We start from the raw sequence: 23,764 nt of genomic DNA on the forward strand, positions 1-23,764 counted from the left end.
CAAGTTATTCCCTTACCCGCTCTTATGATAACCTTCTGCCTGTCAGTACTTGCTCTCTTTTTAGGCTATACCTTTTACGCCCGCTTCGTTGATCGGGTGTTTGGCATTGAGCCCGACCGGACAACACCGGCGCTGGCCCAGGCCGACGGTGTCGACTACGTTGCCTTACCAGGCTGGCGTATTTTTCTGATTCAGTTTTTGAACATTGCCGGGCTGGGCCCCATCTTTGGGGCCGTTGCCGGAGCTATGTGGGGGCCGGTGGCATTTCTCTGGATTGTGCTGGGTTCCATTTTTGCCGGTGGGGTACACGATTACTTTTCCGGGATGCTGTCGGTAAGACACCGGGGGGAGAGTATGCCGGAGATTTCAGGCTACTATCTGGGCAATGGGGTAAAGCAGTTCATGCGCTATTTCTCTGTGGTGCTGATGATTGTGGTCGGGGCGGTGTTCATCATGGGACCGGCTAAGATCCTGGCTGGCTTGACCGGTTTTGGGGGTGATAACTTCTGGGTCTGGATTATTTTCGTGTATTATGTCGTAGCCACCGTATTGCCGATTGATAAAGTAATTGGCCGCATTTACCCGCTGTTTGGGTTTGCGTTGCTGTTTATGGCAGTCGGTATTCTGGTGATGATGTTCGCCAATCGACTACCCATACCGGAACTGACAATTTCCAATCTGGCGAATCTGCACACCCAGCCGGCGAAGTTTCCGGTGTTTCCTATGCTGTTTGTGACCATTGCCTGCGGAGCCATCTCCGGTTTCCACGCGACGCAGTCGCCGATGATGGCCCGCTGCCTAACCAGTGAGCGGCAGGGGCGGAGCATTTTCTACGGCGCGATGGTGACCGAAGGGGTTGTGGCCCTGATCTGGGCGGCCATTGGCATGAGCTTTTACGGGAGCGTGGGAGGGCTGAACGACGTAATGACCCAGCACCAGGGTAATGCGGCCTTTGTCGTCAACGAAATCTCCAACTCGCTGCTTGGGAAAATCGGTGGAGCCCTGGCTATTCTTGGCGTAGTAGCGGCACCCATTACCTCGGGCGACACCGCTTTCCGGAGCGCCCGGCTGATTGTCGCCGATTTTCTGCGCTACCAGCAGGGACCTATCCAGAATCGCCTGCTGCTGAGTTTACCTCTTTTCGGAGCCGGATTTCTGTTGACCCTGATCGATTTTGCGGTGATCTGGCGCTATTTTGCCTGGACCAATCAGACGCTGGCTACCGTAGTGTTGTGGACCATTACCGCTTACCTGATCCGCGAGCGGAAGCCTTACTGGGTTGGCCTGGTGCCGGCGGTATTTATGACGGCCGTTATTACAGCTTACCTGCTGGTGGCCCCCGAAGGTTTTGGTCTCCCCGTTACCATTGCCTATCTGGCGGGTGTCGGGCTGGCTGCGGTGCTGCTGGGGTACACCTGGCTCTACGCCGAGCGGAGCCGCAAGTCATCTACGCTGGTTCCTCAGGCCTGAGGAAATTTTATACGGATACCCACTACTCATACTGCTCATTTCGGCGGACTCACCCGAAGGGGGCTGACAAGTGTACCCATAAAATTCCCTAATGGATAGGAGAACTTTTCTTCAGCGGGCAGCTACCGGAACCCTCGACTTATGGAGCCTGAACGGCATAGCGCCCAGTGTGGCCGGTGTGCTTTCCGATGCATCGGACATTACGATCACCAACGTGGAGACGGTCCGGTTCCATCCTTCCCTGCGGGCTGCCGGTCAGCGTGCCCACTGGATGTGGGTACGGCTTCATACCAATACGGGGATTGTGGGTACCGGCGAAACATACCCGTTCAACGAAGCTAGTTCTTCGGTAATCAAAGATTTGGAATGGCACAGTTGGGCTGGTAAGCTCCTGGGCACCAACCCCCTCGAAATCGAGCAGACATGGGAGCGCATTTTCCGTCAGAATGCTTTCCACGTAACCGGTGGGGCAGAAAGGCGGGCGCTCTCGGCCAGGTGGCCGACCGGCTGATGCAGGTCTATGCCGACTACGGCAAAGCGCAGCGTAACGTAGCGGAGGCCCTCAAAAAAGTAGACAAGCAGTACGATGCCTCCTTCCGGATTATCCGGAGCAACCTGTAAGGGTACAGTCCTCAGGCATCGGCTGAGGACTACTTTTTCAGCTTATTTTTCTGATTCTGAAAACCACCCGGCCACTACGCTGTAGTCTGCTCCAATACAGGCAGTCAGCTACAGTTACCCCTGGTCATCGTCAGTCTTTCGGCAATTCCTTTCCGCGATCAGGCGGCATTTACCCAAACTTAATCTGTGCGTACCCTGGGTGGAGAAGTGCTAACCGCCCTGGGCCGTTGGCTCTTGTTTTTTGGTGAAAAGCTCATAATTTCTTTCTTTTGAGAAAGCCCAATTGACAATGAGTCCCCAGCCCCCGGAAAAAAACAGTTCCCATCTTCCAGCCCTGCCTAAATCCCCAACCGGTATTCCGGGCCTCGATGAGATCACCGAAGGCGGTTTACCCAAAGGCCGGCCCACCCTGGTTTGCGGAGGTGCCGGCTGCGGTAAAACCCTGCTATCCATTGAGTTCATTGTGCGAGGAGCGCTGCAGTTCGGCGAACCCGGTGTGTTCATGGCGTTTGAAGAAAAAGCCGACGAACTTACCCAGAATGTAGCCTCACTTGGGTATAACCTGGAGCAGATGCAGCAGGAAAAGCGCATCAAGCTCGATCATGTTCATATCGCCCGCAGTGAAATCGAAGAGACCGGGGAGTACAACCTTGATGGCCTGTTTATCCGCCTGGGGTACGCTATTGATACCATCGGGGCTAAACGGGTGGTGCTCGATACCATCGAAAATCTGTTCTCCGGCCTGGACAATCAGGGAATCCTGCGGGCTGAACTCCGGCGGCTGTTCGACTGGCTAAAAGAGAAAAAGGTAACCACGATCATCACAGGCGAACGCGGAGATGGCACCCTGACCCGGCATGGCCTGGAGGAGTACGTATCCGATTGCGTGATTCTGCTCGAACACCGGGTAAGCAATCAGATATCGACCCGGCTGATGCGCATTGTCAAGTATCGGGGCTCCGTGCACGGCACCAACGAATATCCGTTTCTGATCGACAAAGAAGGAATTTCGGTGTTGCCTGTTACCTCGCTGACTCTCGATCATCCTGTGTCCTCCGATACTGTGTCGTCGGGCATTCCGGCACTGGATAAAATGCTGGGCGGGAATGGCTTCTACCGGGGCAGCAGTATCCTGGTTTCCGGGACCGCCGGAACCGGTAAAACCAGCATCGCGGCTACCTTTGCGCACGCAGCCTGTCTGCGGCAGGAACGGTGTCTGTATTTTGCCTTCGAGGAGTCGCCCCAGCAGATTATTCGCAACATGCGTTCTATCGGCATCGATCTCCAGTCGCACGTTGCCAGTGGGCTGCTGAAGTTTCACGCAGCCCGGCCCACGCTGAACGGCCTGGAAATGCACCTGGTCGCAATCAACAAGCTCATAACAGAATTTAAACCTCAGGTGGTTATTCTGGACCCGATAACCAATCTGATAACCGTAGGGTCCGTCAGCGAAGTGAAGTCCATGTTGATCCGGCTTATCGATTTTTTGCAGGCGAAGCAGGTTACCGTGCTCTTTACAGCGCTGACCTTAAACAATATCGTGAATGAACAGACCGACGAAGGTGTATCATCGTTGGTGGATGCCTGGCTGCTGGTCCGCGATATTGAGTTTAACGGGGAGCGGAACCGGGGCATGTACGTCATGAAATCCCGGGGCATGCAGCATTCCAAACAGGTTCGAGAGTTCGTTATATCCGACAACGGTTTAACGCTGGTCGACGTTTACCTGGGTCCCGGGGGGGTATTGACCGGTTCGGCCCGCGAAGCGCAGCAATTGCAGGAGGTTACAGGCCTGGCGTTGCGGGATCATGCCCTCGGCCGGAAAGATCGGGAGATCGAGCGGAAACGCCTGGTGCTGGAAGCAAAAATTCAAAGCCTGAGGGAAGAATTTGAATCTGTACAGGAAGAACTGAATAAAAACTATATTGAGGAAGAGCTCCGGAAAGAAGTCATGGAAAAGAACCGCGAGCAGCAAATACGCCAACGGCATAACGAATCCTGATCAGAGGCTGTTAGGAAAGGGCATCGACTTTACATGGAAACAAACGACGATATCTGGGAGTTACGGCTGTACATTGCCGGTAAAACGGCCAAGTCTGTCTTGGCCCTATCCAATCTGCGGAAATATTGTGAAGAGCATTTGAAGGACAAATACGTCATTGAGGTTGTTGATTTACTGGTGAATCCGCAGTTGGCGGAAGGCGACCAGATACTGGCCATTCCGACGCTCGTTAAAAAAGTGCCCGAACCCATCCGTAAGATCATCGGTGATCTGTCGAATGAAGAAAAAGTGTTGGTGGGTTTAGACATCCGTCCGGCCAGAAAATAACATGGATAAGCCATCAAAAGCAGAAGATACGGTGTCGGATGGCGAAGACGGAATCTATGTGTTGCATTTATTTGTAACCGGGGCATCGATCAACTCCACCCGGGCCATTTCAAACCTGAAGCAGCTTTGTGAGACGTACCTGCCCAACAAATACAGCTTGGAAATATTCGACGTTTATCAGGAAAAGCGGCTCGCTGAACAGGACCAGATCATTGCCCTGCCGCTATTAATTAAGCGGTTGCCATTGCCCGAGCGGAGGCTGATCGGGGACTTGTCGGACACCGAAAAGGTACTGAAAGGATTAGATATTTCCTATTGACTGGAATGAAGCCGGTAAAAACCTACGAACAACTGGTAGCGGAAAACGAAAAACTTCAGCGCCAACTGGAGGAAGCCACCGAAACCATTCAGGCAATTCGGACAGGCCAGGTCGACGCCCTGGTTATTCAGGGGAAAGAAGGGCATGAGCTGTATACCCTGAAAACGGCGGATCAGACGTACCGGGTCTTTATCGAAACTATGAACGAGGGCGCGGTCACCCTCAACGACCAGGGGCTTATCCTTTACAGCAACTCTATGTTTGCCTCTCTGGTCGACATGCCGTTGTCCAGAGTAACCGGGCTGTTTTTTGACACCCTGGTGGCACCCGAATCGAAGACGGTTTACCACGATTTGTTCACAACCAGCTGGTCGCAGGACACCAAGGCCGAAATCACCATCTGTAGCAGCCACCGGCTGGTGCCCTGCCTGTTCTCGGTGAAACTACTCGCCCTGGATGAAGGCATGTGCCTCAGCGTAATCGTAACCGACCTCACCGGCCCGAAAGAAACCCAGAAACAGCTGGAAGAAACCATTACCGCTCTGGAACTCAGTAACCATGCCCTGAACCGCTCCAACGAAAACCTGCAGCAGTTTGCCTATGTGGCCAGCCATGACTTGCAGGAGCCCCTGCGAAAAATTCAATCGTTCGGCAGTATCCTGAAGAGCAGTTACGAAACAGCGCTGGAGACTACGGGCCTGGACCTCCTCTCCCGGATGGAAGCGGCCGCCGAGCGGATGTCGTTTCTGATTCGTGATCTGCTGGCGTATTCTCGCTTGACCACTTCTGGCCAGCGCCTGGAATCCCAGAACCTGAATGAGGTATTGGCCGGGGTGCTGGCGGTGCTGGAAATTATCATTCAGGAAAAAGAGGCCGACTTTGAAATTGAAGACCTGGGCAGTGTGCCGGGCGACAAAACGCAGTTGGCCCAACTGTTTCAGAACCTGCTGACCAATGCGCTTAAGTTTACCAGACCGGGTATCGCCCCGCATATTCAGATCCGAAGCCATGAGGTAAGCCGGACCGAATTGCCGCCCACTTTTCAGGTCCTGGACGCGCAAACCGCGAGGTTCAGGGTTATTCAGGTAAGCGATAACGGCATCGGCTTTGCCCCCAGTCAGGCGGAGCGGATCTTCGGGACGTTTCAGCGCCTGCACGGAAAAAACGAATATCCCGGCACGGGTATCGGGCTGGCTATTGCCCGTAAAGTAGTAGAAAACCACCGCGGCTTCATTGAAGCCGAGAGCCAGCCGGAACAGGGAGCTACCTTCCGGTTTTATCTGCCCGTTTAACGTTTCGCTTCACGTACCAGATTCTGTTAACTACCCTGATTAGTCGTTTCATAGGGATCTATTGCTGTTTCGGGCAGCGCTGTCTTCCCTTTTTCGGGGGTGCTGCGCACCTTTGTGGTGTTCTTAACGAACAAATCAGTAAACAACCACACCATAAATCGATGAAACAGTTAATCAGTAGGCTGGCGTGCCTGTTTGGACGGTCCAGGCAGGTCCAGGTTCAGCGCCCCCACCAATCGTGGTGGGGCATGGAGTAAACGCTTCCACAAATCACTATAGCCGGCAACCTCCACAGGTTGCCGGCTATAGTGATTTGTGGCCAGATTGGTTGCCGCCCACTAACTCAGCCGATGGCGGTCGTGGCAATCCAGGTAAATTGCCTACATTTGAAGGCACAACAGGTTCGTTTTCATTTCGTTGGTATGAGTTTCCAGATTTGGGACGCGGCAATTTCCGGCATGATCTCCTCGATCCTGCTGCTGAACGTGGTCCAGTGGATCACCTTCCGGGGCCGTATTTATGCCCTGTATACGTTCTATATGCTGGCCTGGCTGGCTTATTTCAGCCTGCGTATTCCGGAGATTAAAGACTGGTTCTCGTCGGAAACCTACTATTTCGTCCGGGGCATAGGGGCCGTGGCGGCTTATTTCTTTTACTTCGATTTCTCCGACATTCTCCTCAATCTCAAACGACGGCTGCCGCACCTGGTCCGGTTGTTTACCTATACCAAAGTTCTGATTGTCGCTTACATCGCCTACCAGTTTACCTTTTGCTACCTGCTGCCTGAGTTTGATCGATACGCCTACGAAACGGCTTATACCTTTATCCGGCTGTACATGCTGACATTTGGTGTTTACGGTATTTACCAGTTGATGGGCCTGCGGAGTCCCGCTTCGCACTATCTGGTTACCGGAACGTCGTTGCTGCTGGTGGGGGGGCTTATCTCAATGGCGCTGGCCTTTCTCCGACCGGAGGGTGGCCCGCTTCGGCCGTTCTGGGAATCGTCAATCGCCTACATGCAGATGGGCGTCATCCTGGAACTGATCTGTTTTTCGGTGGCCCTGGGCTTCCGGCAGCGCCGGTCGGCCATCCGGAATGCTGTGATGGAGCAGGACCTGGCCCGCGAGCGTGAAAAAAGACAGCGTGAGCATCTGGAGTCGGAACTGGCCGTACAGCAACTGAAGCAGCAAATGTCGGAAGTGCAGATGCGGGCGTTACAGGCTCAGCTTAATCCGCATTTTTTGTTTAACTCCCTCAACTCCCTGTCATCGCTGATTGCCGACGAACCGCAGAAAGCGGAAGTGTTTGTCGATGAGATGGCAACCGTGTACCGCTACCTGCTGCAGAACAACGAGGCTGGTCTGACAAACCTAAGTCGTGAACTAGGCTTTATCAACTCCTTTTACCACCTGCTGAAGACCCGCTACGGGCGAGGAGTCGATTTGACAATAAGCGTCGATGAGAAGTATTTGTCGTATCGATTGCCCCCCCTGACGCTTCAGCTACTGGTAGAGAATGCTGTTAAGCACAACATCGTTTCGGCCGACCAGCCTCTGAACATCGAAATCTGCACCGATGTGAAAGGTTGGCTGGTGGTGTGCAACAATCTTCAGCGAAAACCGAGTGGCCAGGTAAAATCGACGGGTAAGGGCCTGCTCCATATCATGACCAAATACCAGATGCTGAACCAGCCCGAACCCGTTGTGCAGGATACCGACGGAAATTTTATGGTGGTGCTCCCGCTGCTGGAACCCGAGAAAAAGTCAGCCCCGGCAGCGTCCTGACCAGTTGGCGTTCCCGCTTAAATACCTCTCCTAACCAATTTTAGGCTCTACCCAAAGCGCAGTAAAAACCATCAGGAACAGCATTAACCAAACCCAACCCGGTACTTTTTTGTCGGCCCAGGGTGCTACTGCTGTTGCGGGAACCGGGTAGCGGGTGTGGGCGGCTATGTAGCGGCTAATCAGGGTCGGCTGATACACTGAGGCCGGTCGGTTACCGGCTTCTGCATACACCTCAAGCGTGTCCTGCCATCGGTGCCAGCCGGGTTGAGCAAGTCGGTACCTGGTCCGGAAGGTGCGCTCATTCAGGGGCGAGGGTAGTACCGCGACTGTATCGGCAGCGATACGTACCGCAGCAACCGGTGTTGCCGGGTTGTTGATGCGGAGTGAGGTTGCTAATCCGGCGAATAGGGGGGCTTCTACCTGCACATTATTTTGCTGCGAAGGTCGTAGTGGATTTAGTATGGTGGTCCAGATGCGGTCGTAGGCGATACTATCGCCACCGAGCCGTAGCGGAAACGTTTCACTGACCAGGCTAAGCCCCACCTTGCCGCCCATTTGCTGGACCGCAGCCGGATAGCCGGGAATCGGAACCTGATTCAACGCACCGGCTATTGTGTACGGCAGGGCCTGAAGACCATTGCCAATGGAAACGGTCTGTTCGCTGGATACTCTGCGCAGTTTCCAGGTACTGCCCAGCGCCCGGTTTATGGCAATACTATTTGCCTCCGGCTCCGCCAGGTTGATGAAAAGCACGCTTTTGCCGTCGGCAATAGCGCGTTTAACCACAGGATGACCGGCATGGTCCGGATCGGTGATGACAATATCGGGCTTGCCGGCTTTAGAATTAATGTGCAGGCTGCTGCTGATGTTTTTGGAGAGGGTAGCCTGTACCTGCACCGAATGCCCCTGCTTGCCCAGCCAGTCGGCCAGCGTTTTGCTTTCAAAATCCGGGCTGCCGAGGATGAACTGGTAGCGCAGCGGCTCAGCCCGTTGGGTGAAAAAGTGCAGGGTATCGACGACCTGTTGATCCAGCACCAGTTCCGTTACGGTTCGGCCGGTGGAGAACGCCGGAAACTGGAGGGTAAACGCTGTATTACCGGCCGGTAATTCCAGGCTGTCGAGGGTCCGGTTGCCGTAGTTGACTTTTAGCCACTGTTGTTTGGATGACCGAATGCGGCCGCTGATCCGCTGCCTGTCTCCTTTCCTGACGACTCCTTTCCAGTGTATATCCTGAATCTGATCGGGAGCATAGTACGGAAACCACCGGAGTTGCTGCCGGCTCAACCGGCTGAGTGTTTCCGCGTCAATATTTTGCCCGATGAGCGTGACCTGATCAAACCGCTGCCCGTCGAACTGTCCGGTTTTAACATCATCCGGGGTGTAGGTTTCCCGGACAGACAGACTATCTCTTACCTGTCGGAGATATGATCTGGGTACATCATCCCCGGCAAGCAGCGCATGGGTAGTGCCGGAGCTGACCGTCCAGCGGGCTTGCAGGACAAAGCCGGCCAGCAGTAACCAGAGTACCAGGTTCAGCACCAGCCGGACGCCTTTTCGTCGGCCGGGTATCATCCTATTCCTGCTAATCAGCCAAATCTGCATCAGCAGCAGGGCGGCCAACGCCAGCAGGGTAAATAGGGTTGAGGTCTCCGACCAGTTAACGGTTAGCTTAATCATTTCAATTTCCCCCAAAACACTCGCTCCAGTTTACGATCACTCGCATATGACTGGGTGCCGGTACGGCCGGAATAGCCGGTTAGCGCATATAATTTAGTTTTTAATTGCCGCTTCTCGGCTACCGGCAGGGCATTACCGCTGGCCAGTTTTTGCAGCGAGCCTAACACCGACCAGTTGGTCAGCCGGCTGTTCATCACCTGATCGGTGAGCAGGGCACTAAGTTGTTGCACCTGCCGCTGCTGCGCCGGATTAAGCGAATTTAGTTCAAGGTAGCCCAGGACATCGCCAACGAGCTGCACTACCCGAGGCTGATCGTACATCCGCTCCTGCTTATAGCCGGGGTTCATGTTTTTCAGTTCACCCGTCAGGCGCTTCTCTTTCTCTTTGATGGGGGGCGGGTCAAAGCCGGTTTTTTTTACAAACGAGCGGGCTTTCTGCTGGGCCGATTTTAGGTATTCGAGGGCTTTTTTCTCGAAGGGCAGGGCCTTTTCGGGCTCGTACAGGCGCAGGTGCAGCTCCGACTGCCACATCTGCTCCAGCGCCATCTTCAGCAGGCTTCGGGTCGATTGCTCGTAAAAAGTATTGACCTCGCCATTATCGTGCGAATGCACATACTGCTCCATCAGTGCCGCCAAAGGGTCTTCATTCTCGCTACCTGCCTTATGGTCGTTGTGTGCGTGGTTATGCTGCGGCTCTGCCGCGTGGTGGTCGTGTTCTTCGCCTTCCTTGTCGTGCTTGTGCATATAGCCGTCCAGCATATCGCCTTCGTCATTATCCGGCAGTGCGTGACCGCCAATGCTGTTTTCAAATTCCTCCCCCAAGTACTGCCCATACCGCAGCCGTAGCAGTTTCTGGTCGTAACCGATTTCGTTGGAGGTGCTGTTGAAGGTTTTTTGCGCGATTTTGTTCCGTTTGGCAATCAGCTTCTCAGTATCGATAATGATTTGCCGCTGGCTGCGGAAGTACTCGGGCATAATGTTGACCGCCATCGTGGCCAGTTCGGCTTCGTCGACTTTAGTGGTGTCTCTGTAGACGATGAAATAGGTATCGGATTTAGAGAAATTGGGTTCCGGCTGCCGGTTGTCCATGGCGGCCCAGTAGTAGTACAGTTCATCGCCCGGCGCAAAGTTGAGCGCCTTCAGATCAAGGCTTTTGGTGATGCGGGCGTCTTTAAAGTTGGCTGGTCCCACCGGAAACCTCACCTCCCGGAACTTTACATTTTCGCCGGAGCCACGGGCAAGGGTAGCTACGATAAACGCCTGACTTACCCGAAAATCATCGGAAATGTGGGCCGCAATGGAAATGGTCTTTGGGTCTTTCAGCGCATGATACCGATACAGTTCCTTCGAATCCGGTTCAATTTTGGGGGCCAGGTCGGGCTGGGCTTCCAGCCGGTAAAAGTCCGACTGATAAACCAGCGAATCCTGGTAGTAGGCTTTGATGGCATAGAGACCGGAGGTAACCAGCCGGTCGGAATAGGTAAATCTATCACCTGTTTTCGTAAAGGGTAACTCGTCGCCCCGGCTGTTGGCCAGACGGACGATTAGTTGCCGGCTATGGCTGAACTGCACCTGCCACTGTAAACCGGAGCCGCTGAGGGCGGTGGCGTTAAGGTCCGACGAGCGCCTTTCGGGTAACTGGGTGTATGCCGGAGGCCGGATCGCTAATGTGGCCGACCGAAAGACCGGAACGGCCGGTTTTTCGTCTGCTGCGCTTACGGCCATATCTGCCTGCTGTTTGGGAGGCTGCGGACTGGTTTGCAGCAGCGGAAACGCAAAATGAACGGCCAGGGATGCCAGCAGCATAACGCCATACAACCCGAGGCTGGACCATACCAGTGCCGGCATCTTTACCTGCTGGACCCGTTCGCCCAGGCGTTCGAGCTGGAGCTGTTCGGCAATGTTGAGGGTTGGCTTATCCAGCAGGTGCAGGCTGTATTCAGCATCATCTACCCGCTGGTGAATCAGGCTGATTGCCTGAGGCTTTTTGTCCTGATAGATTTTTGTCACGAGTAGCCCGGCACTAAAGCCCAGCAGCCCGGCCAGTATGGGTATGAGCGTTGACGGCGTCAGGGTTGCGGTGAGCAGGTAAGCCGACAGTGCCAGCAGCAGGCCTTTCAGCAGCGCGTTGGCGTATAGTTGGTAGATTACCGACGTAATAGTCTGTTTTAAAGCGGTCATGCGTTTCTTCGTAAAGCGAGCCAACGCTCCATACCAATCAAAATCATAAACAACAGCGTCAGGTAGGCGTTTGCGTTGTCGGGCAACTCGCCGGCTTGTGATGCAGACCGGCGAGTCGCGGACCGCACAAACAGATTCGCCCATTCCTGCCGGCCCAGCGGGGCTGCGGCCGGTTGCAGCCCAAACTGCTGCACGAGCAATTCACCCAGCCATTCCGGTAGTTGGCCACCCGCTACCAATTCGGCCGTCTGGGGTGTAAGCACGTCGGCAACATACCGAATATTGGAGGCCGGCAAACTCGTTGCGTAATTTCCGGAGACGACATAGACCGTTTGCGGGGTGGGTGTCGTGACCGGCCGATCGGTTAGTACCCATTGATAGGCTTTGTCCGGCTGTTTTTGTGTATTGATTTCCAAATCAAGCGCATACACCTCGGCCAAAGCTCCGAGTGCAGCCGCAACCGTCTGCCGCTCGGCTGGGTTGCGATAATCCAGCAAAACCGATAGAGGCCCCGTGTGAACTGGTTTTGAACTGAATTGAATCTGGGCTGGTAGGGTAGGGCTGCTGGTGAGTTTGCCCTGGGCGTTGACATACAGATTTTGGTTGTCGGCGGCTACGAGGTACGGCTGAACCGGCCGCCCGACCGTGTCGGTTACGGCGTGTACCTGAAACGGAACCGGCACAAAGATATACGGTGTATCGCGGTACTGCGCGTTGTTGACCAGGTACAACTGGAGGGTATCGGCCGGGCGTAGTGTACCCGCATCGCGAAGCTGGTTAATGGCTGTTTGGACCAGCCGTGGATTGGTGCGCTGCGCAGGCAATGGCGTCAGCGAAGCCGCCGATTCGGGTGTGGGCGCGATCCAGTACACTGTTTCTCCGTTCCGGAGGGCGTTATCCAGCTCAAACCGAACGTTGTTGACCAGCAGGGCATCGGGCTGTACCAGGTGAATTTTCCGGCCGAGGGGTTTCGGGTTCAGCCAATGCATTACCGGCCCGCTAAGCAGGAAAGCCAGAAATAGTACCAGCAGACAGCGAAGCAGCAGCAGCGGCAGGTTCTCCAACTGAATACCCCGGTGCTGTTGCTGATTCTTCTCCGTCAGCCATTGCGTTGCCGCCCAGGTTATGACCTTTCCCCGCTTCTGATGCCAGAAATGGATCACAACCGGAATGGTCACGGCCAATCCTCCCCAAAGCAATAACGGCTCCAAAAACTCCATCCTCTCTGTATATCTCCTTGAAACTCTGTGAATCCGGCAGGCGTCCCGGTCTGTGTAATAACTCTAAAACCTTCACCCCCTGATCTTCGCCCGCAAAAAATCCTGTAGCACCACCGCCACCGGATCACTCAGCCGGGCGCGAATCAGGTGCACATGCGGCATGCGCAAGGCTTCCTCCAGTTTCTGCAAATACTGCGTAGCTGCCTGCAGAAACTGCTCTCGCACGGCTTCCGCCTGTAGTTCAATTTCGCGCCCGGTCTCCAGATCCTTAAACCGGTAAAACCCCTTCAGATCAAAGTCTGTTTCCTGCTTGCCTAGTAGTTGAAAGATCACAATCTCCCGGCGCGGACTGGCAATGCCCTTAATCAGTTGCAGCCACTCATCGCCCACCTGCAAAAAGTCTGACGCCAATACCAGCAGTTCCTTCTGCTTCGGCTGAAACTCCGGAAAGCGGGGCCGCTCGTTCAGCCACTGCCCCGACGCCTGCGCGTTTTGCAAGGCATACAGAATCTTCTGAAACGCCTGTTTACCCGCCGGCACCAGTGTCTGCAAGCCGCCGTTCTGAAGGGTGTACAGACTCATCTGATCGCTTTGCCGGTAGCCCAGGTAGGCCAGCGACGCCAGCAGAATCTTCGCATACTCCAACCGGCTCACACCTTCTTCTTCGTAATTCATCGAGCCTGACAGATCAAGCAGAAACCGGATGTGCAGGTTACTCTCCGTGGCCGACTCCCGCACAAGGTGCCTGTCGGTGCGGGCGAAAAGTTTCCAGTCGATGCGCTTCGGATCATCCCCTGGTTCATAATGGCGGTACTGCTCAAACTCCGTGCCCGCCCCCGACCGTTTACTGGCGTGAATACCCAGCAACAGTTCATCACTGACCAGTTTTCCGGCCAATTGTAAGTTGTTAAGCTTAACGAGTTCGGTGGCTAGTTGCAGGGGCAATGGTTGAGTAGTTGAGTGGTTGATTGGTTTGTTGGTTGCCGGGGGCTATCCGGAATCCCACATCACTTTAAGAGTTCTTTGATGACATCGTCGGTGGTAATGTTTTCGGCTTCGGCGCGGAAGTTGAGGGCGATGCGGTGACGCAGGATCGGGTAGGCCAGCGTCTGAATATCGTCCGGAATCACCGAAAAGCGTCCGTGAAGCACGGCTCTGGCTTTGGCGCAGAGAACCAGCGCCTGACCTGCCCTCGGACCCGCTCCCCAGTCGCACCACTGTCTGACAAAGGCGGACGGGCTACTTTCCGGCCGGGTCGACCGCACCAGTCTGTTAATGTACGAAATAAGCTCGTCGCTGATGTGTACCTGCCGGGTCAGCAGTTGCAGGTCGGCAATATCCTGGTCGGTTAGTATGGTTTGCAGTTGGGGCCGGGCGGTGCCGGTTGTGCTTTTCAGGACATCCAATTCTTCCTGCTCCGAGGGGTAGCTCAGCTTGATATACAGTAGGAAACGGTCAAGCTGAGCCTCCGGCAGCGGATACGTACCCGCCTGCTCAATAGGATTCTGGGTGGCAATGATCAGGAAGGGCCGGGGCAGGGGGTAATCTGTACCGCCGTAGGTGATCTTATACTCTTGCATGGCCTCCAGCAGAGCCGCCTGTGTTTTGGGCGGTGTCCGGTTGATCTCGTCGGCCAGTACCACATTGGCAAAGATGGGGCCGTAATTGAATTTGAAAAACTTGCGGCCGGTCTCGTGGTCCTCTTCCAGAATCTCGGTACCGACAATATCCCCCGGCATCAGGTCGGGGGTGAACTGGATGCGTTTGAATCGCATGTCCAGCGCATCGGCCATCGTTTTGACCATCAGCGTTTTGGCGAGGCCCGGTACGCCTTCCAGCAGGCAGTGGCCGCCCGCCAGCAGGGCGATGAGGACTTCCTGAATGGCTTCCTGCTGACCTACGATCACTTTGCCGATCTCTTTTTTTAAGAGGGGGAGCTTGGCAACAAGGGCTTTGTAGTGGGTTAATTCCTGCGTTTCCAAATTAAGTCGTTAAAGCGTATGTAACAATATTGACCCCGAACTTAGTATTGTCTTCGGCCAGAAAGCGTTTGTTGCGGAAGTCGTAATCCCACTCGCAACCATAATCTTTGTTGCTGTACAGTACCCCGATGCGGCCGTTGACGGTGATGGCTTTGAGGTAATCATGCACCAGGTCATCGCCCCAGCCGTTCAGTTCAAACGAGGTCGTTGGCGGACCTTCCTCAAAGCGGAAAAAGCAGGTATAGAGCGGGTGGCTGTTTGGGATCTTCTGCAACGCCTTCGGCCCGAAGGTACGTGCCATTTCCTGCTCAAACGATTTGGCAAACAGTCCGTCGATGTCGTGGTTGCAATCATCGACAAAAATAAAGCCGCCGTTCTGCACATACCGCCGGAAGTGGTCCCGCTCCTGTGCCGAAAACTCCACCAGTTTATGCCCGCTGAGGTAACAGAACGGACTCCGGAAAATCTCGTTGCTGCTCAACTGCACCACCTTCTCTTTCTGGTCGACCGGTATCGTGGTATACTCCACCAGCGAATGCAGCAGATTAACCGGCATACGCTGGTCGGTATCCCAATCTCCGGAGGTGTACTGTATGCGGGTGAAAAAGAAAGGCTTCATAAATTAGTTGTTAGTCAATAGTCGATAGTCAATACAGGGCCGCCCGGCAGTTGTTAGTATATCTGGCGTCAGCACTTTTGACTATCGACTAATGACTATTACACCGCATCCGACAAACTGGTAAACGTAAATTCCCGGATTTTCATCGGCGGAATCAGGTAGTTATTGTCGGTTTCGGTGCTGACGACCCGCTCCGGTTTTCCCAACGCTTCCAGGTTATTGAGCATGATGATCGGGCTTTCGTTGAAGCGGAAGTTCTTCACCGGGTGCTTGATCTTGCCGTTCTCGATGTAAAAGGTTCCGTCGCGGGTGAGGCCGGTCAGCAGCAGCGTCTGCGGGTCTACGGAGCGGATGTACCACAACTTGGTGACGAGAATACCGCGCTGGGTACTCTTAATCATGTCTTCCAGTGAAGCCATGCCCCCCGCCATGATGGCGTTGTTGGGGAAGGGCACCGCTTTGACCCCCTGCTTCTGCGCCCAGAAGCGGGAATACGGCATGTTTTTCACAACACCTTTGTCAATCCAGTTAACTTTTTCCTGTGGCCGACCATCGCCCGACCAGGGAGAAGCGGGCAGTTCGGGGTTGGCTGGGTCTGAATAGATGGTAACGCGCTCATCGACGATCTTTTCGCCCAGCTTGGTTTTGCCACCAGGTTTGCTCAGGAACGACCGGCCTTCATCGGCGTTGCGGGCGTCCATGTTAAAGAAGATATTCTCCAGCAGAACGGCAGCCGCCGTTGGCTCCAGAATGACCGTGTACTTGCCCGGCTCCAGTGCTCTCGCCCCGACCGACCCCAGGCACTTCTGAGTGGCAATTCGGGTATCGGCAGCCGTATCCAGTTTAGAGAAATCACTATAGCCTCGGGTAATGTATCCGGAGCCAGTACCATCCTCGGTTCTAACTGTCAACGAGAAATTTACATTGGTGCTGGGGTAGTAGGCAAACAGGCCTTTAGAATTCATTATGGCGTTATAGCCCCGCTGATCTTCCATAAACCCAGCGGCTGATAAGGCCGGGCCTCCCCTGGTATTGCGCGTCAGTTCCAGGCTTTTAGCAACCGCGTCGGCGCGGGCAGCCGGATTGATTTTGGCGGTAGATTCAAAAAAGCCGTTCGTCTTCAGGTATTGCTGAGGGCCAAGCACACCGACATACTCCGGGTTTTCGGGAGCCAGCCGGGCCAGTTCCTCTGACCGACGCACAACCTTTTCGATAGAAGCATCATCAAACTCATCAATGGTGGCCACGCCTACTTTCTTGCCAAATGCCGACTGAACCGCCAGGTTTTGGTTGATTACCGAGCCGCTGGTCGAGACTTCGTTCCGGGCGTACCGGATGTTGCCGCGCTCTTCGCCCAGCAGATTTACTTCACATTCATCCGCTTTTGAGTAGTTCAGCACCTTTTGCAGCAGCGCCTTGGCTTCGGATTCTGATAGTATGATGGACATGATTTGTTTCAGGTTTCAGGTTTCAGGTCTCAGGTTTCAAGTTGCCAGGACTCTAAACCTGAAACTTGAAACCTGTAACAATAAAACTATATCTTTCTTGCCGTATTAATGACGTTGACGCCGTTGAAGCGGGCGGTAGAACTACCGTGCGAAACAGCACTTACCTGCTCAGGCTGCCCTTTGCCGTCGAAGAACGAGCCGCCTAAACGATAGTCTTTTTCGTCGCAGATCTGTACGCAGGAATTCCAGAATTCCTGCGTATTCGACTGGTAAGCTACATCTTTCAGCATGCCGGCAATCTGCCCGTCTTTAATCTCGTAGTACAACTGCCCGCCAAACTGGAAGTTATATCGCTGCTGGTCGATGGAGAACGAACCATCGCCAATGATGTAAATGCCTTTCTTGACATCTTTGATGAGGTCATTAACCGAAAGCGCTTGCCGGCCGGGTGCCAGTGACACGTTCGGCATCCGCTGAAACTGCACCTTGCCCCAGGAGTCGGCATAGCAGCAGCCATGCGACTCATTTTCACCCAGGATGTGTACCTGGTCGCGAATGGCCTGGTAATTAACCAGCGTTCCCTCTTTAACCAGATCCCAGCGTTTGGTCTTAACCCCCTCATCATCCCAGCCGACGGCACCCAGAGAGCCGGGTTGCGTTTTATCGGCCACCAGGTTGACCTGTTTGCTGCCGTACTGGAAATTGCCGCTCTTCAGTTTGTCCAGGGTAGCAAAGGAGGTACCGGCAAAGTTAGCTTCGTAGCCCAGCACCCGGTCCAGTTCCAGCGGGTGCCCTACCGACTCGTGGATGGTCAGCCACAGGTGGGAAGGGTCCAGGATCAGGTCGTATTTGCCGGCTTCAACCGATTTAGCCGTGAGCTTCTCTTTGGCCTGTTTGGCGGCAGCGGTCATGTCCTCCAGCATATCGTAGCCTTTGTTGTAGCGGGTGGTGATGCCCGTTACCTTATCGGCGGGGTTGGTTTGAAGATACTCGTAACTCATCCCCATGGGCGAGCTCAGCGACTGCCGGGTCTCAAACTTACCCGATTTGGGATCGATGGCCGTGACGGTCGAAACAGGCCAGATGCGGTGAATGTCCTGGTCGATGTAGGAGCCGTCGGTGGAGGCAAAGTACTTCTGCTCGTTGACCATGAACAGGAACGAGTTGACGTAGTTGGCACCGTTCTTCATAGCCGCATCGTTCACACTCAGCAGCAGGTCTACTTTCTCCTGAATGGGGACTTCGAATGCGTTTTTCTGGATGGGCGCCTTCCAGCTAACCTCGCCAAAGCCTTTCTGGGGAGCCAGTTGTACCGGCTGCTTCATCAGTTTGGCGTTGGCTTTGGCAATGGCTACGGCTTCTTCGGCCGCTTTGGCAGTCTGGGCTTCGTTTTTAGCATCGACAACGGCAGCAAAGCCCCAGCAGCCATCGGCAATCACGCGAACGCCTACCCCGTAGGATTCGGTATTGACAATGTTCTGCACCTTGTCTTCGCGGGTGATGACAAACTGGCGCAGGTAGCGGCCAATGCGCACATCGGTGTATGAAGCGCCTTCGGCTTTGGCGGCATTCAGGGCGGCATCGGCCAGGCGTTTTTTTACGCCTACATCCAGGCCGGGTTCGAGCAGGGCTGCCGGGTCTACGGGCCTACCCAGTGAGGGAAGAGTAGGGAGCATCAGCGCTCCAGTGCCCATTCCCAGCAGTTGATTGAAGTGTCGACGGTTCAAGTTTTTAAGAGGTTTGTAGTCTGAAGTTTCAGGTTCCAAGTTTCAGCGGGGCCGCCCGGCGGTTGCTCCGCTACAGGCTAAACGTGAAGCCTGAAACTTGAAACCTGAAACAATAATTCAAACAGCGTCTGACAAACTCGTAAACGTAAAGTCCCGAATCTTCATCGGCGGAATCAGATTGCCCCCCGCCCGAACCGGCTTGCCCAGGGCTTCCAGGTTGTTGAGCATGATGACCGGACTTTCGTTAAAGCGGAAATTTTTTACGGGGAACTTGATCTGCCCGTTCTCAATGTAGAACGTTCCGTCGCGGGTCAGGCCAGTATACAGTAGCGTTTGCGGATCAACGGCCCGGATATACCAGAGACGTGTCACCAGAATACCTTTGTCGGTGGTTTTGATTAAATCGGCCAGCGACTGGTTGCCGCCCAGCATGATAAAGCCACCGGGGGCGGGTATTGGTTGAACGCCCTTCTTGTCGGCCCAGTACCGCGAGTAGAACATATTCTTCACCACGCCATTCTCGATCCAGGTTCGTTTTTCCTGGGGCAAGCCGTCACCTCCTCCGCCCCCAAAGCGCCCTTGTCCACCACCGCCACCTCCTCCGCCAAAGGGCGAAAGGGGTAAGTCGGCGTTCATGGGATCAGTAATGATGGTAACCCGTTCGTCGAAAAGCTTTTCGCCTAAGCGGGTGCCGCCCCCCTTCTTGCTGAGGAAGCTGCGCCCTTCGTCGGCGTTCCGGGCGTCCATGCTCCGCATCATGTTCTGCAGCAGTTCGACCGACGCCGTTGGTTCCAGAATAACGGTGTACTTACCCGGCTCCAGGGCTCGCGCATTGACCGACGCCAGGGCCTTTTGCATAGCAATCTGCGTGGTGGCTTTGGTGTCGAGTTTCGATACATCGGTAACGTCGGGGTTGGCGTAACCCGAGCCTAAGCCGTCGGCGGTGCGGACGGTAATCGAGAAGTCAACGCCCGTCGACCGGTTATACCCGAAGAGTCCCTTACTGTTGCCGATACAGGCGAACGACGTAGTGTCTTCCATGTAGCCGGCCGCTGTCAGGTTTTTCTGCCGGCAGGGATCAATACTGTCAAAAGCCGCCTGTGCCCGGAAATCCGGGTTTATCTTGGCCGTACTTTCGGCGTAGGTTTTCGGGTCCAGGTAGGTTTGTGGCCCGAGCATTGGCATATATTCCGGGTTTTCGGGGGCCAGCCGGGCAATTTCTTCGGCCCGACGCACGGTTTTCTCCAGCGAGGCATCATCAAACTCGTTGATAGTAGCCGTACCCGACCGTTTGCCAAATACGGCCGTGACAGCCAGGGCAATATTGTCGGACTCCCCACTGGTTGAGACTGAGTTGCGGGCGTACCGAATGTTACCGGTACGCCCGCCAGTCAGGCTCACACTCATTTCATCAGCTTTCGAATAAGCCAGTACTTTATCGATGATCTTCTTTGCTTCTTCTTTGGTTAGAATGGCCATGGTTGTTTGAAGTTTGAAGGTTGAAGTTCGAGGTTTGAAGTTTGGCGATGCCACCAAATGGCTGAATAGCCGAAGCAACCGCCGGGCGGCCCCGTACAGACTTCAAACCTCGAACCTCGAACTAAAATTATATCTTCCTCGCTGTATTAATCACATTGACACCGTTGAAGCGGGCTGTGGCGCTACCGTGCGATACGGCACTCGATTGGGCCGGCTGCCCCTTACCGTCGTTGAAGGCACCCCCAAGCCGGTAGTCGCGCTCATCACAAACGGCAACGCAGGAATTCCAGAATTCGCGGGTGTTGGCCTGATACGCCACGTCTTTCAGCATACCGGCGATCTGACCGTCTTTAATTTCGTAGAACAACTGCCCGCCGAACTGGAAGTTATACCGTTGCTGGTCGATGGAGAACGAGCCGTCGCCGATGATGTAAATGCCTTTTTGAACGTCCTTAATCATGTCCTGCACCGATAAAGGGGTTTTTCCGGCTTCCAGCGATACGTTTGGCATTCGCTGGAACTGTACGGTGCCCCAGGAGTCGGCGTAGCAGCAGCCATGCGATTCTTTTTCGCCCAGAATGTGTACCTGATCCCGAATGGCCTGGTAGTTGACCAGAATACCGTTTCTGACCAGATCCCAGCGTTTGGTATTGACGCCTTCATCGTCCCAGCCGACAGCCCCCAGCGAGCCCACCTGCGTTTTGTCGGCCACCAGGTTGACCTGTTTGCTGCCGTACTGGAAATTTCCGCTTTTGAGCTTGTCCAGGGTGGCAAAGGAGGTACCGGCATAATTGGCCTCGTAACCCAGCACCCGGTCCAGTTCCAGCGGGTGACCCACCGACTCGTGAATGGTCAGCCACAGGTGCGAGGGGTCTAGAACAAGGTCGTATTTGCCGGCCTCCACCGATTTGGCCGACAGCTTTTCTTTCGCTTGTTTGGCGGCAGCGGTAATATCTTCCAGCATGTCGTACCCCTTGTTGTAACGGGTGGTAACGCCGGTAAGTTTGTCGGCCGGATTCGTTTGCAAATACTCGTAGCCCATGCCCATCGGCGCACTCAGCGAGTTGCGGGTGGCAAACCGCCCGTTTTGCGGATCAACCGCCGTGACGGTGAAGCTGGGGCCAATGCGGTGGATGTCCTGATCGGCATAGGTGCCGTCGGTGGAGGCAAAATACTTCTGCTCGTTGACCTGGAACAGGACGTTGTTGACAAAGTTGGCCCCGTTTTGCATAGCGGCCGCGTTGCACGACAGCAGCAGATCCACCTTCTCTTTGATGGGCACCTCAAAGGCGTTTCGTTTGACAGGTGCTTTCCAGCTAACCTCGCCAAAGCCTTTCTGCGGAGCCAGTTGCACCGGCTCGGCTTGCAGGCGGGCATTTGCTTTGGCAATGGCTACAGCTTTTTCGGCTGCTTTGGCGACCACGGCTTCATCGCGGGCATCACCTACCGCAGCAAAGCCCCAGCAGCCGTTGGCAATGACCCGAACGCCCACACCGAATGATTCCGAGTTGATAATGCCCTGCACCTTGTTTTCGCGGGTGAGGACAAACTGGTTCAGGTAGCGGCCAATCCGAACGTCGGCGTAGGTGGCCCCCTTCGATTTGGCTGCGTTCAGGGCGGCATCGGCCAGGCGTTTCTTCACCGACACATCCAGGCCGGGTTCGAGCAGCGCTTCGGCGTCGACGGTGCGGGAGAAGGCGGGCAGGGCGGGCATGAGGATGCCCGCTGCGCCCATACTCAGGAGTTGATTAAAATCTCGACGGTTCAAGATGGTTTGAGGTTTGAGGTTTGACGTTTGAGCGGGGCCGCCCGGCGGTTTGTAGTTTGTAGATAAAAAATGCGTCAGCCAACCTCAAACTTTAAACCGCCGGGCGGCTCCGCTCAAACCTTAAATTAAAATTATATCTTTCGCCCCGTATTAATTACGTTCACCCCGTTGAAACGCGTGGTAGGGCAGCCGTGTGAAACGGCACTGACCTGTGACGGTTGCCCTTTGCCGTCGAAGAACGAGCCGAAGGTGCGGTAATCGTCTTTGTCGCAGAGCTGGGCGCAGGAATTCCAGAATTCCTGGGTGTTCGACTGGTAGGCCACATCGTCGAGCATACCGGCGATCTCCCCGTTCCTGATCTCGTAGAACAACTGCCCGCCAAACTGGAAATTATACCGCTGCTGATCGATGGAGTAGGAGCCCCGGCCGAGGATGTAGATGCCTTTGTCGACGCCCCTGATCATGTCCTGAACACTCCGCTTCTCAGTGCCGGGCTTTAGCGATACGTTCGGCATGCGCTGGAACTGAATGGTATTCCAGCTGTCGGCATAGCAGCAGCCGTGCGATTCGTTCTGGCCGAGGATCTGCACCTGATCCCGAATGGCCTGGTAGTTGACCAGGATACCGTCTTTGATCAGATCCCATTCTTTGGTCGGTACGCCCTCATCATCGTAGCCAACGGTGCCCAATGTGTTGGGCTGCGTTTTATCGGCCACGATATTGACCAGTTTGCTGCCGTAGTTGAAGCTTTTGGTTTTCCATTTATCCAGCGTCGCAAAAGACGTACCGGCGTAGTTGGCTTCGTAGCCCAGCACCCGGTCAAGTTCGGTGGGGTGCCCAACGGATTCATGAATGGTCAGGCCGAGGTGGTTCGGGTCCAGCACCAGGTCGTATTTGCCCGGCTGCACCGTTTTGGCCGTCAGCTTCTCTTTGGCCTGCTTAGCGGCTGCGGTCGCATCTTCGACCATATCGTACGAGTTGCGGTAGCTGACCAGACCGTTGGGGCCGGCGATCTTCTCGGAAGCAATGCCATCCAGGTACTCGTAGCCCATACCCATCGGAGAACTGAGGGCGTCGCGGGTCTTAAATTTGCCGGCCTGCTTATCCACCGCCGTTACCGTAAACGTAGGCCAGATGCGGTGAATATCCTGATCGATGTACGAGCCGTCGGTGGAGGCAAAGTATTTCTGCTCGTTGATGAAAAAGAGGTTGGAGGTAACAAAGCCCGCTCCGTTGGCCATAGCCGCCCCGTTTACCCGCATCAGCAGATCAATTTTGTCTTTAACGGGAATTTCAAAAGCGTTTTTCCGGATAGGTGTCTGCCAGCTTACCTCACCTACGCCTTTTTGCGGAGCCAGTTGAACCGGTTCTTTCTGTAGTTTTGAGTTGGCCTTGGCAATGGCTACAGCTGTTACGGCGCATTTGGCAATGCCGTCGGCCGATACGTCGCTGGTAGCTGCAAACCCCCAGGTGCCATTGGCAATGACCCGGATACCAATGCCATAGGATTCGGCGTTGACGATATTCTGCACCTGCTTCTCCCGCGTAAACAGGTATTGCTGCAGATAGCGGCCGATGCGAACGTCGGTGTAGGAGGCTCCTTTACTGCGGGCTGCGTTGAGGGCAATGTCGGCCATTTTCTTTTTGGTAGCCGCATCGGCACCGGGTTCCAGCAGTTGGGCGGCCGAAACCTCGTCGCCCAGCACGGGCACGGAAGGGATCAGTATGGCCCCTAGTCCCAGCCCCGATAACTGGATAAAATCTCTTCTTCGCATAGTGTGTTGACGGATGTCTTAGGTTGGTTTGTCCAGGTGAAGTTTCAAAAATAACCATAAATCTAATGATATAC

19 protein-coding genes are annotated in these 23,764 nt (G+C 54.7%); 8 read left to right on the forward strand and 11 right to left on the reverse strand.

What is annotated here, in order from left to right; translation table 11 throughout:
- The first annotated feature begins 24 nt into the window (after positions 1–24).
- The 8 genes from ABD931_RS04555 to ABD931_RS04590 all read left to right on the forward strand — a co-directional run bounded on the left by ABD931_RS04555 (position 25) and on the right by ABD931_RS04590 (position 7,815).
- Positions 25–1,470, forward strand: coding sequence for a carbon starvation CstA family protein (locus ABD931_RS04555; RefSeq protein WP_345264379.1), 1,446 nt, complete (start codon positions 25–27; stop codon positions 1,468–1,470).
- Between the two features lie 91 nt (positions 1,471–1,561).
- Positions 1,562–1,981 carry an enolase-like domain-containing protein gene (locus tag ABD931_RS04560; RefSeq protein WP_345264381.1) on the forward strand — a complete coding sequence of 140 codons (420 nt, stop codon included), beginning with the start codon at positions 1,562–1,564 and terminating at the stop codon, positions 1,979–1,981.
- A complete protein-coding gene (locus ABD931_RS04565) occupies positions 1,966–2,091 on the forward strand; it encodes a hypothetical protein (RefSeq protein WP_345264383.1) in 126 nt (41 codons plus the stop codon). The genes ABD931_RS04560 and ABD931_RS04565 overlap by 16 nt, the downstream gene beginning before the upstream one ends.
- Positions 2,092–2,380: 289 nt before the next feature.
- Positions 2,381–4,093 carry a circadian clock protein KaiC gene (gene kaiC / locus ABD931_RS04570; protein WP_345264385.1) on the forward strand — a complete coding sequence of 571 codons (1,713 nt, stop codon included), beginning with the start codon at positions 2,381–2,383 and terminating at the stop codon, positions 4,091–4,093.
- A gap of 33 nt (positions 4,094–4,126) precedes the next feature.
- On the forward strand, positions 4,127–4,420 hold the full coding sequence (locus ABD931_RS04575) for a circadian clock KaiB family protein (protein ID WP_345264389.1): 294 nt from the start codon (positions 4,127–4,129) through the stop codon (positions 4,418–4,420).
- A gap of 1 nt (position 4,421) precedes the next feature.
- Entirely contained in the window at positions 4,422–4,739 is a 318-nt protein-coding gene (locus ABD931_RS04580; RefSeq protein WP_345264391.1) for a circadian clock KaiB family protein, read from the forward strand.
- Between the two features lie 5 nt (positions 4,740–4,744).
- The gene (locus ABD931_RS04585) at positions 4,745–6,031 is read left to right on the forward strand and encodes a sensor histidine kinase (protein WP_345264393.1); all 1,287 of its coding nucleotides are present in this window, start codon (positions 4,745–4,747) and stop codon (positions 6,029–6,031) included.
- Between the two features lie 422 nt (positions 6,032–6,453).
- Positions 6,454–7,815, forward strand: coding sequence for a sensor histidine kinase (locus ABD931_RS04590; RefSeq protein WP_345264395.1), 1,362 nt, complete (start codon positions 6,454–6,456; stop codon positions 7,813–7,815).
- A 30-nt stretch (positions 7,816–7,845) separates the two neighbouring features.
- Here the strand turns inward: ABD931_RS04590 and ABD931_RS04595 are convergent, their stop codons facing one another.
- From ABD931_RS04595 to ABD931_RS04645, 11 genes are all read right to left on the reverse strand, one after another.
- On the reverse strand, positions 7,846–9,492 hold the full coding sequence (locus ABD931_RS04595; RefSeq protein ID WP_345264397.1) for a hypothetical protein: 1,647 nt from the start codon (positions 9,490–9,492) through the stop codon (positions 7,846–7,848).
- Positions 9,489–11,672: a hypothetical protein gene (locus ABD931_RS04600; RefSeq protein ID WP_345264399.1), complete on the reverse strand. Its 2,184-nt coding sequence runs from the start codon at positions 11,670–11,672 to the stop codon at positions 9,489–9,491. The genes ABD931_RS04595 and ABD931_RS04600 overlap by 4 nt, the downstream gene beginning before the upstream one ends.
- Entirely contained in the window at positions 11,669–12,892 is a 1,224-nt protein-coding gene (locus ABD931_RS04605) for a BatA domain-containing protein (protein ID WP_345264401.1), read from the reverse strand. The genes ABD931_RS04600 and ABD931_RS04605 overlap by 4 nt, the downstream gene beginning before the upstream one ends.
- A 72-nt stretch (positions 12,893–12,964) precedes the next feature.
- Positions 12,965–13,837, reverse strand: coding sequence for a DUF58 domain-containing protein (locus tag ABD931_RS04610; protein ID WP_345264403.1), 873 nt, complete (start codon positions 13,835–13,837; stop codon positions 12,965–12,967).
- A gap of 62 nt (positions 13,838–13,899) precedes the next feature.
- Positions 13,900–14,874, reverse strand: a complete 975-nt coding sequence (locus ABD931_RS04615; RefSeq protein WP_345264405.1) for an AAA family ATPase — start codon at positions 14,872–14,874, stop codon at positions 13,900–13,902.
- A 1-nt stretch (position 14,875) separates the two neighbouring features.
- Entirely contained in the window at positions 14,876–15,493 is a 618-nt protein-coding gene (locus ABD931_RS04620) for a DUF4159 domain-containing protein (RefSeq protein ID WP_345264407.1), read from the reverse strand.
- Positions 15,494–15,591: 98 nt separating this feature from the next.
- On the reverse strand, positions 15,592–16,941 hold the full coding sequence (locus ABD931_RS04625) for a TldD/PmbA family protein (protein ID WP_345264409.1): 1,350 nt from the start codon (positions 16,939–16,941) through the stop codon (positions 15,592–15,594).
- A gap of 86 nt (positions 16,942–17,027) precedes the next feature.
- Positions 17,028–18,668 carry a TldD/PmbA family protein gene (locus ABD931_RS04630; RefSeq protein ID WP_345264411.1) on the reverse strand — a complete coding sequence of 547 codons (1,641 nt, stop codon included), beginning with the start codon at positions 18,666–18,668 and terminating at the stop codon, positions 17,028–17,030.
- A gap of 117 nt (positions 18,669–18,785) precedes the next feature.
- Positions 18,786–20,147 carry a TldD/PmbA family protein gene (locus tag ABD931_RS04635; RefSeq protein WP_345264413.1) on the reverse strand — a complete coding sequence of 454 codons (1,362 nt, stop codon included), beginning with the start codon at positions 20,145–20,147 and terminating at the stop codon, positions 18,786–18,788.
- Between the two features lie 127 nt (positions 20,148–20,274).
- Positions 20,275–21,915, reverse strand: coding sequence for a TldD/PmbA family protein (locus ABD931_RS04640; protein ID WP_345264415.1), 1,641 nt, complete (start codon positions 21,913–21,915; stop codon positions 20,275–20,277).
- 131 nt (positions 21,916–22,046) lie between these two features.
- Entirely contained in the window at positions 22,047–23,690 is a 1,644-nt protein-coding gene (locus tag ABD931_RS04645; RefSeq protein ID WP_345264416.1) for a TldD/PmbA family protein, read from the reverse strand.
- Between the last annotated feature and the right edge of the window lie 74 nt (positions 23,691–23,764).

The sequence above is a fragment of the Nibrella viscosa genome, from assembly GCF_039541875.1.
GTDB classification, from domain to species: Bacteria; Bacteroidota; Bacteroidia; order Cytophagales; family Spirosomataceae; genus Nibrella; species Nibrella viscosa.

Coding starts and splice junctions, on each gene's coding strand:
- ABD931_RS04645 (WP_345264416.1), bottom strand. CDS start 23,690: ATGCGAAGAAGAGATTTTATCCAGTTATCGGGGCTGGGACTAGGGGCC.
- ABD931_RS04575 (WP_345264389.1), top strand. CDS start 4,127: ATGGAAACAAACGACGATATCTGGGAGTTACGGCTGTACATTGCCGGT.
- ABD931_RS04580 (WP_345264391.1), top strand. CDS start 4,422: ATGGATAAGCCATCAAAAGCAGAAGATACGGTGTCGGATGGCGAAGAC.
- ABD931_RS04635 (WP_345264413.1), bottom strand. CDS start 20,147: ATGGCCATTCTAACCAAAGAAGAAGCAAAGAAGATCATCGATAAAGTA.
- ABD931_RS04590 (WP_345264395.1), top strand. CDS start 6,454: ATGAGTTTCCAGATTTGGGACGCGGCAATTTCCGGCATGATCTCCTCG.
- ABD931_RS04600 (WP_345264399.1), bottom strand. CDS start 11,672: ATGACCGCTTTAAAACAGACTATTACGTCGGTAATCTACCAACTATAC.
- ABD931_RS04595 (WP_345264397.1), bottom strand. CDS start 9,492: ATGATTAAGCTAACCGTTAACTGGTCGGAGACCTCAACCCTATTTACC.
- ABD931_RS04555 (WP_345264379.1), top strand. CDS start 25: ATGATAACCTTCTGCCTGTCAGTACTTGCTCTCTTTTTAGGCTATACC.
- kaiC (WP_345264385.1), top strand. CDS start 2,381: ATGAGTCCCCAGCCCCCGGAAAAAAACAGTTCCCATCTTCCAGCCCTG.
- ABD931_RS04625 (WP_345264409.1), bottom strand. CDS start 16,941: ATGTCCATCATACTATCAGAATCCGAAGCCAAGGCGCTGCTGCAAAAG.
- ABD931_RS04560 (WP_345264381.1), top strand. CDS start 1,562: ATGGATAGGAGAACTTTTCTTCAGCGGGCAGCTACCGGAACCCTCGAC.
- ABD931_RS04620 (WP_345264407.1), bottom strand. CDS start 15,493: ATGAAGCCTTTCTTTTTCACCCGCATACAGTACACCTCCGGAGATTGG.
- ABD931_RS04605 (WP_345264401.1), bottom strand. CDS start 12,892: ATGGAGTTTTTGGAGCCGTTATTGCTTTGGGGAGGATTGGCCGTGACC.
- ABD931_RS04585 (WP_345264393.1), top strand. CDS start 4,745: ATGAAGCCGGTAAAAACCTACGAACAACTGGTAGCGGAAAACGAAAAA.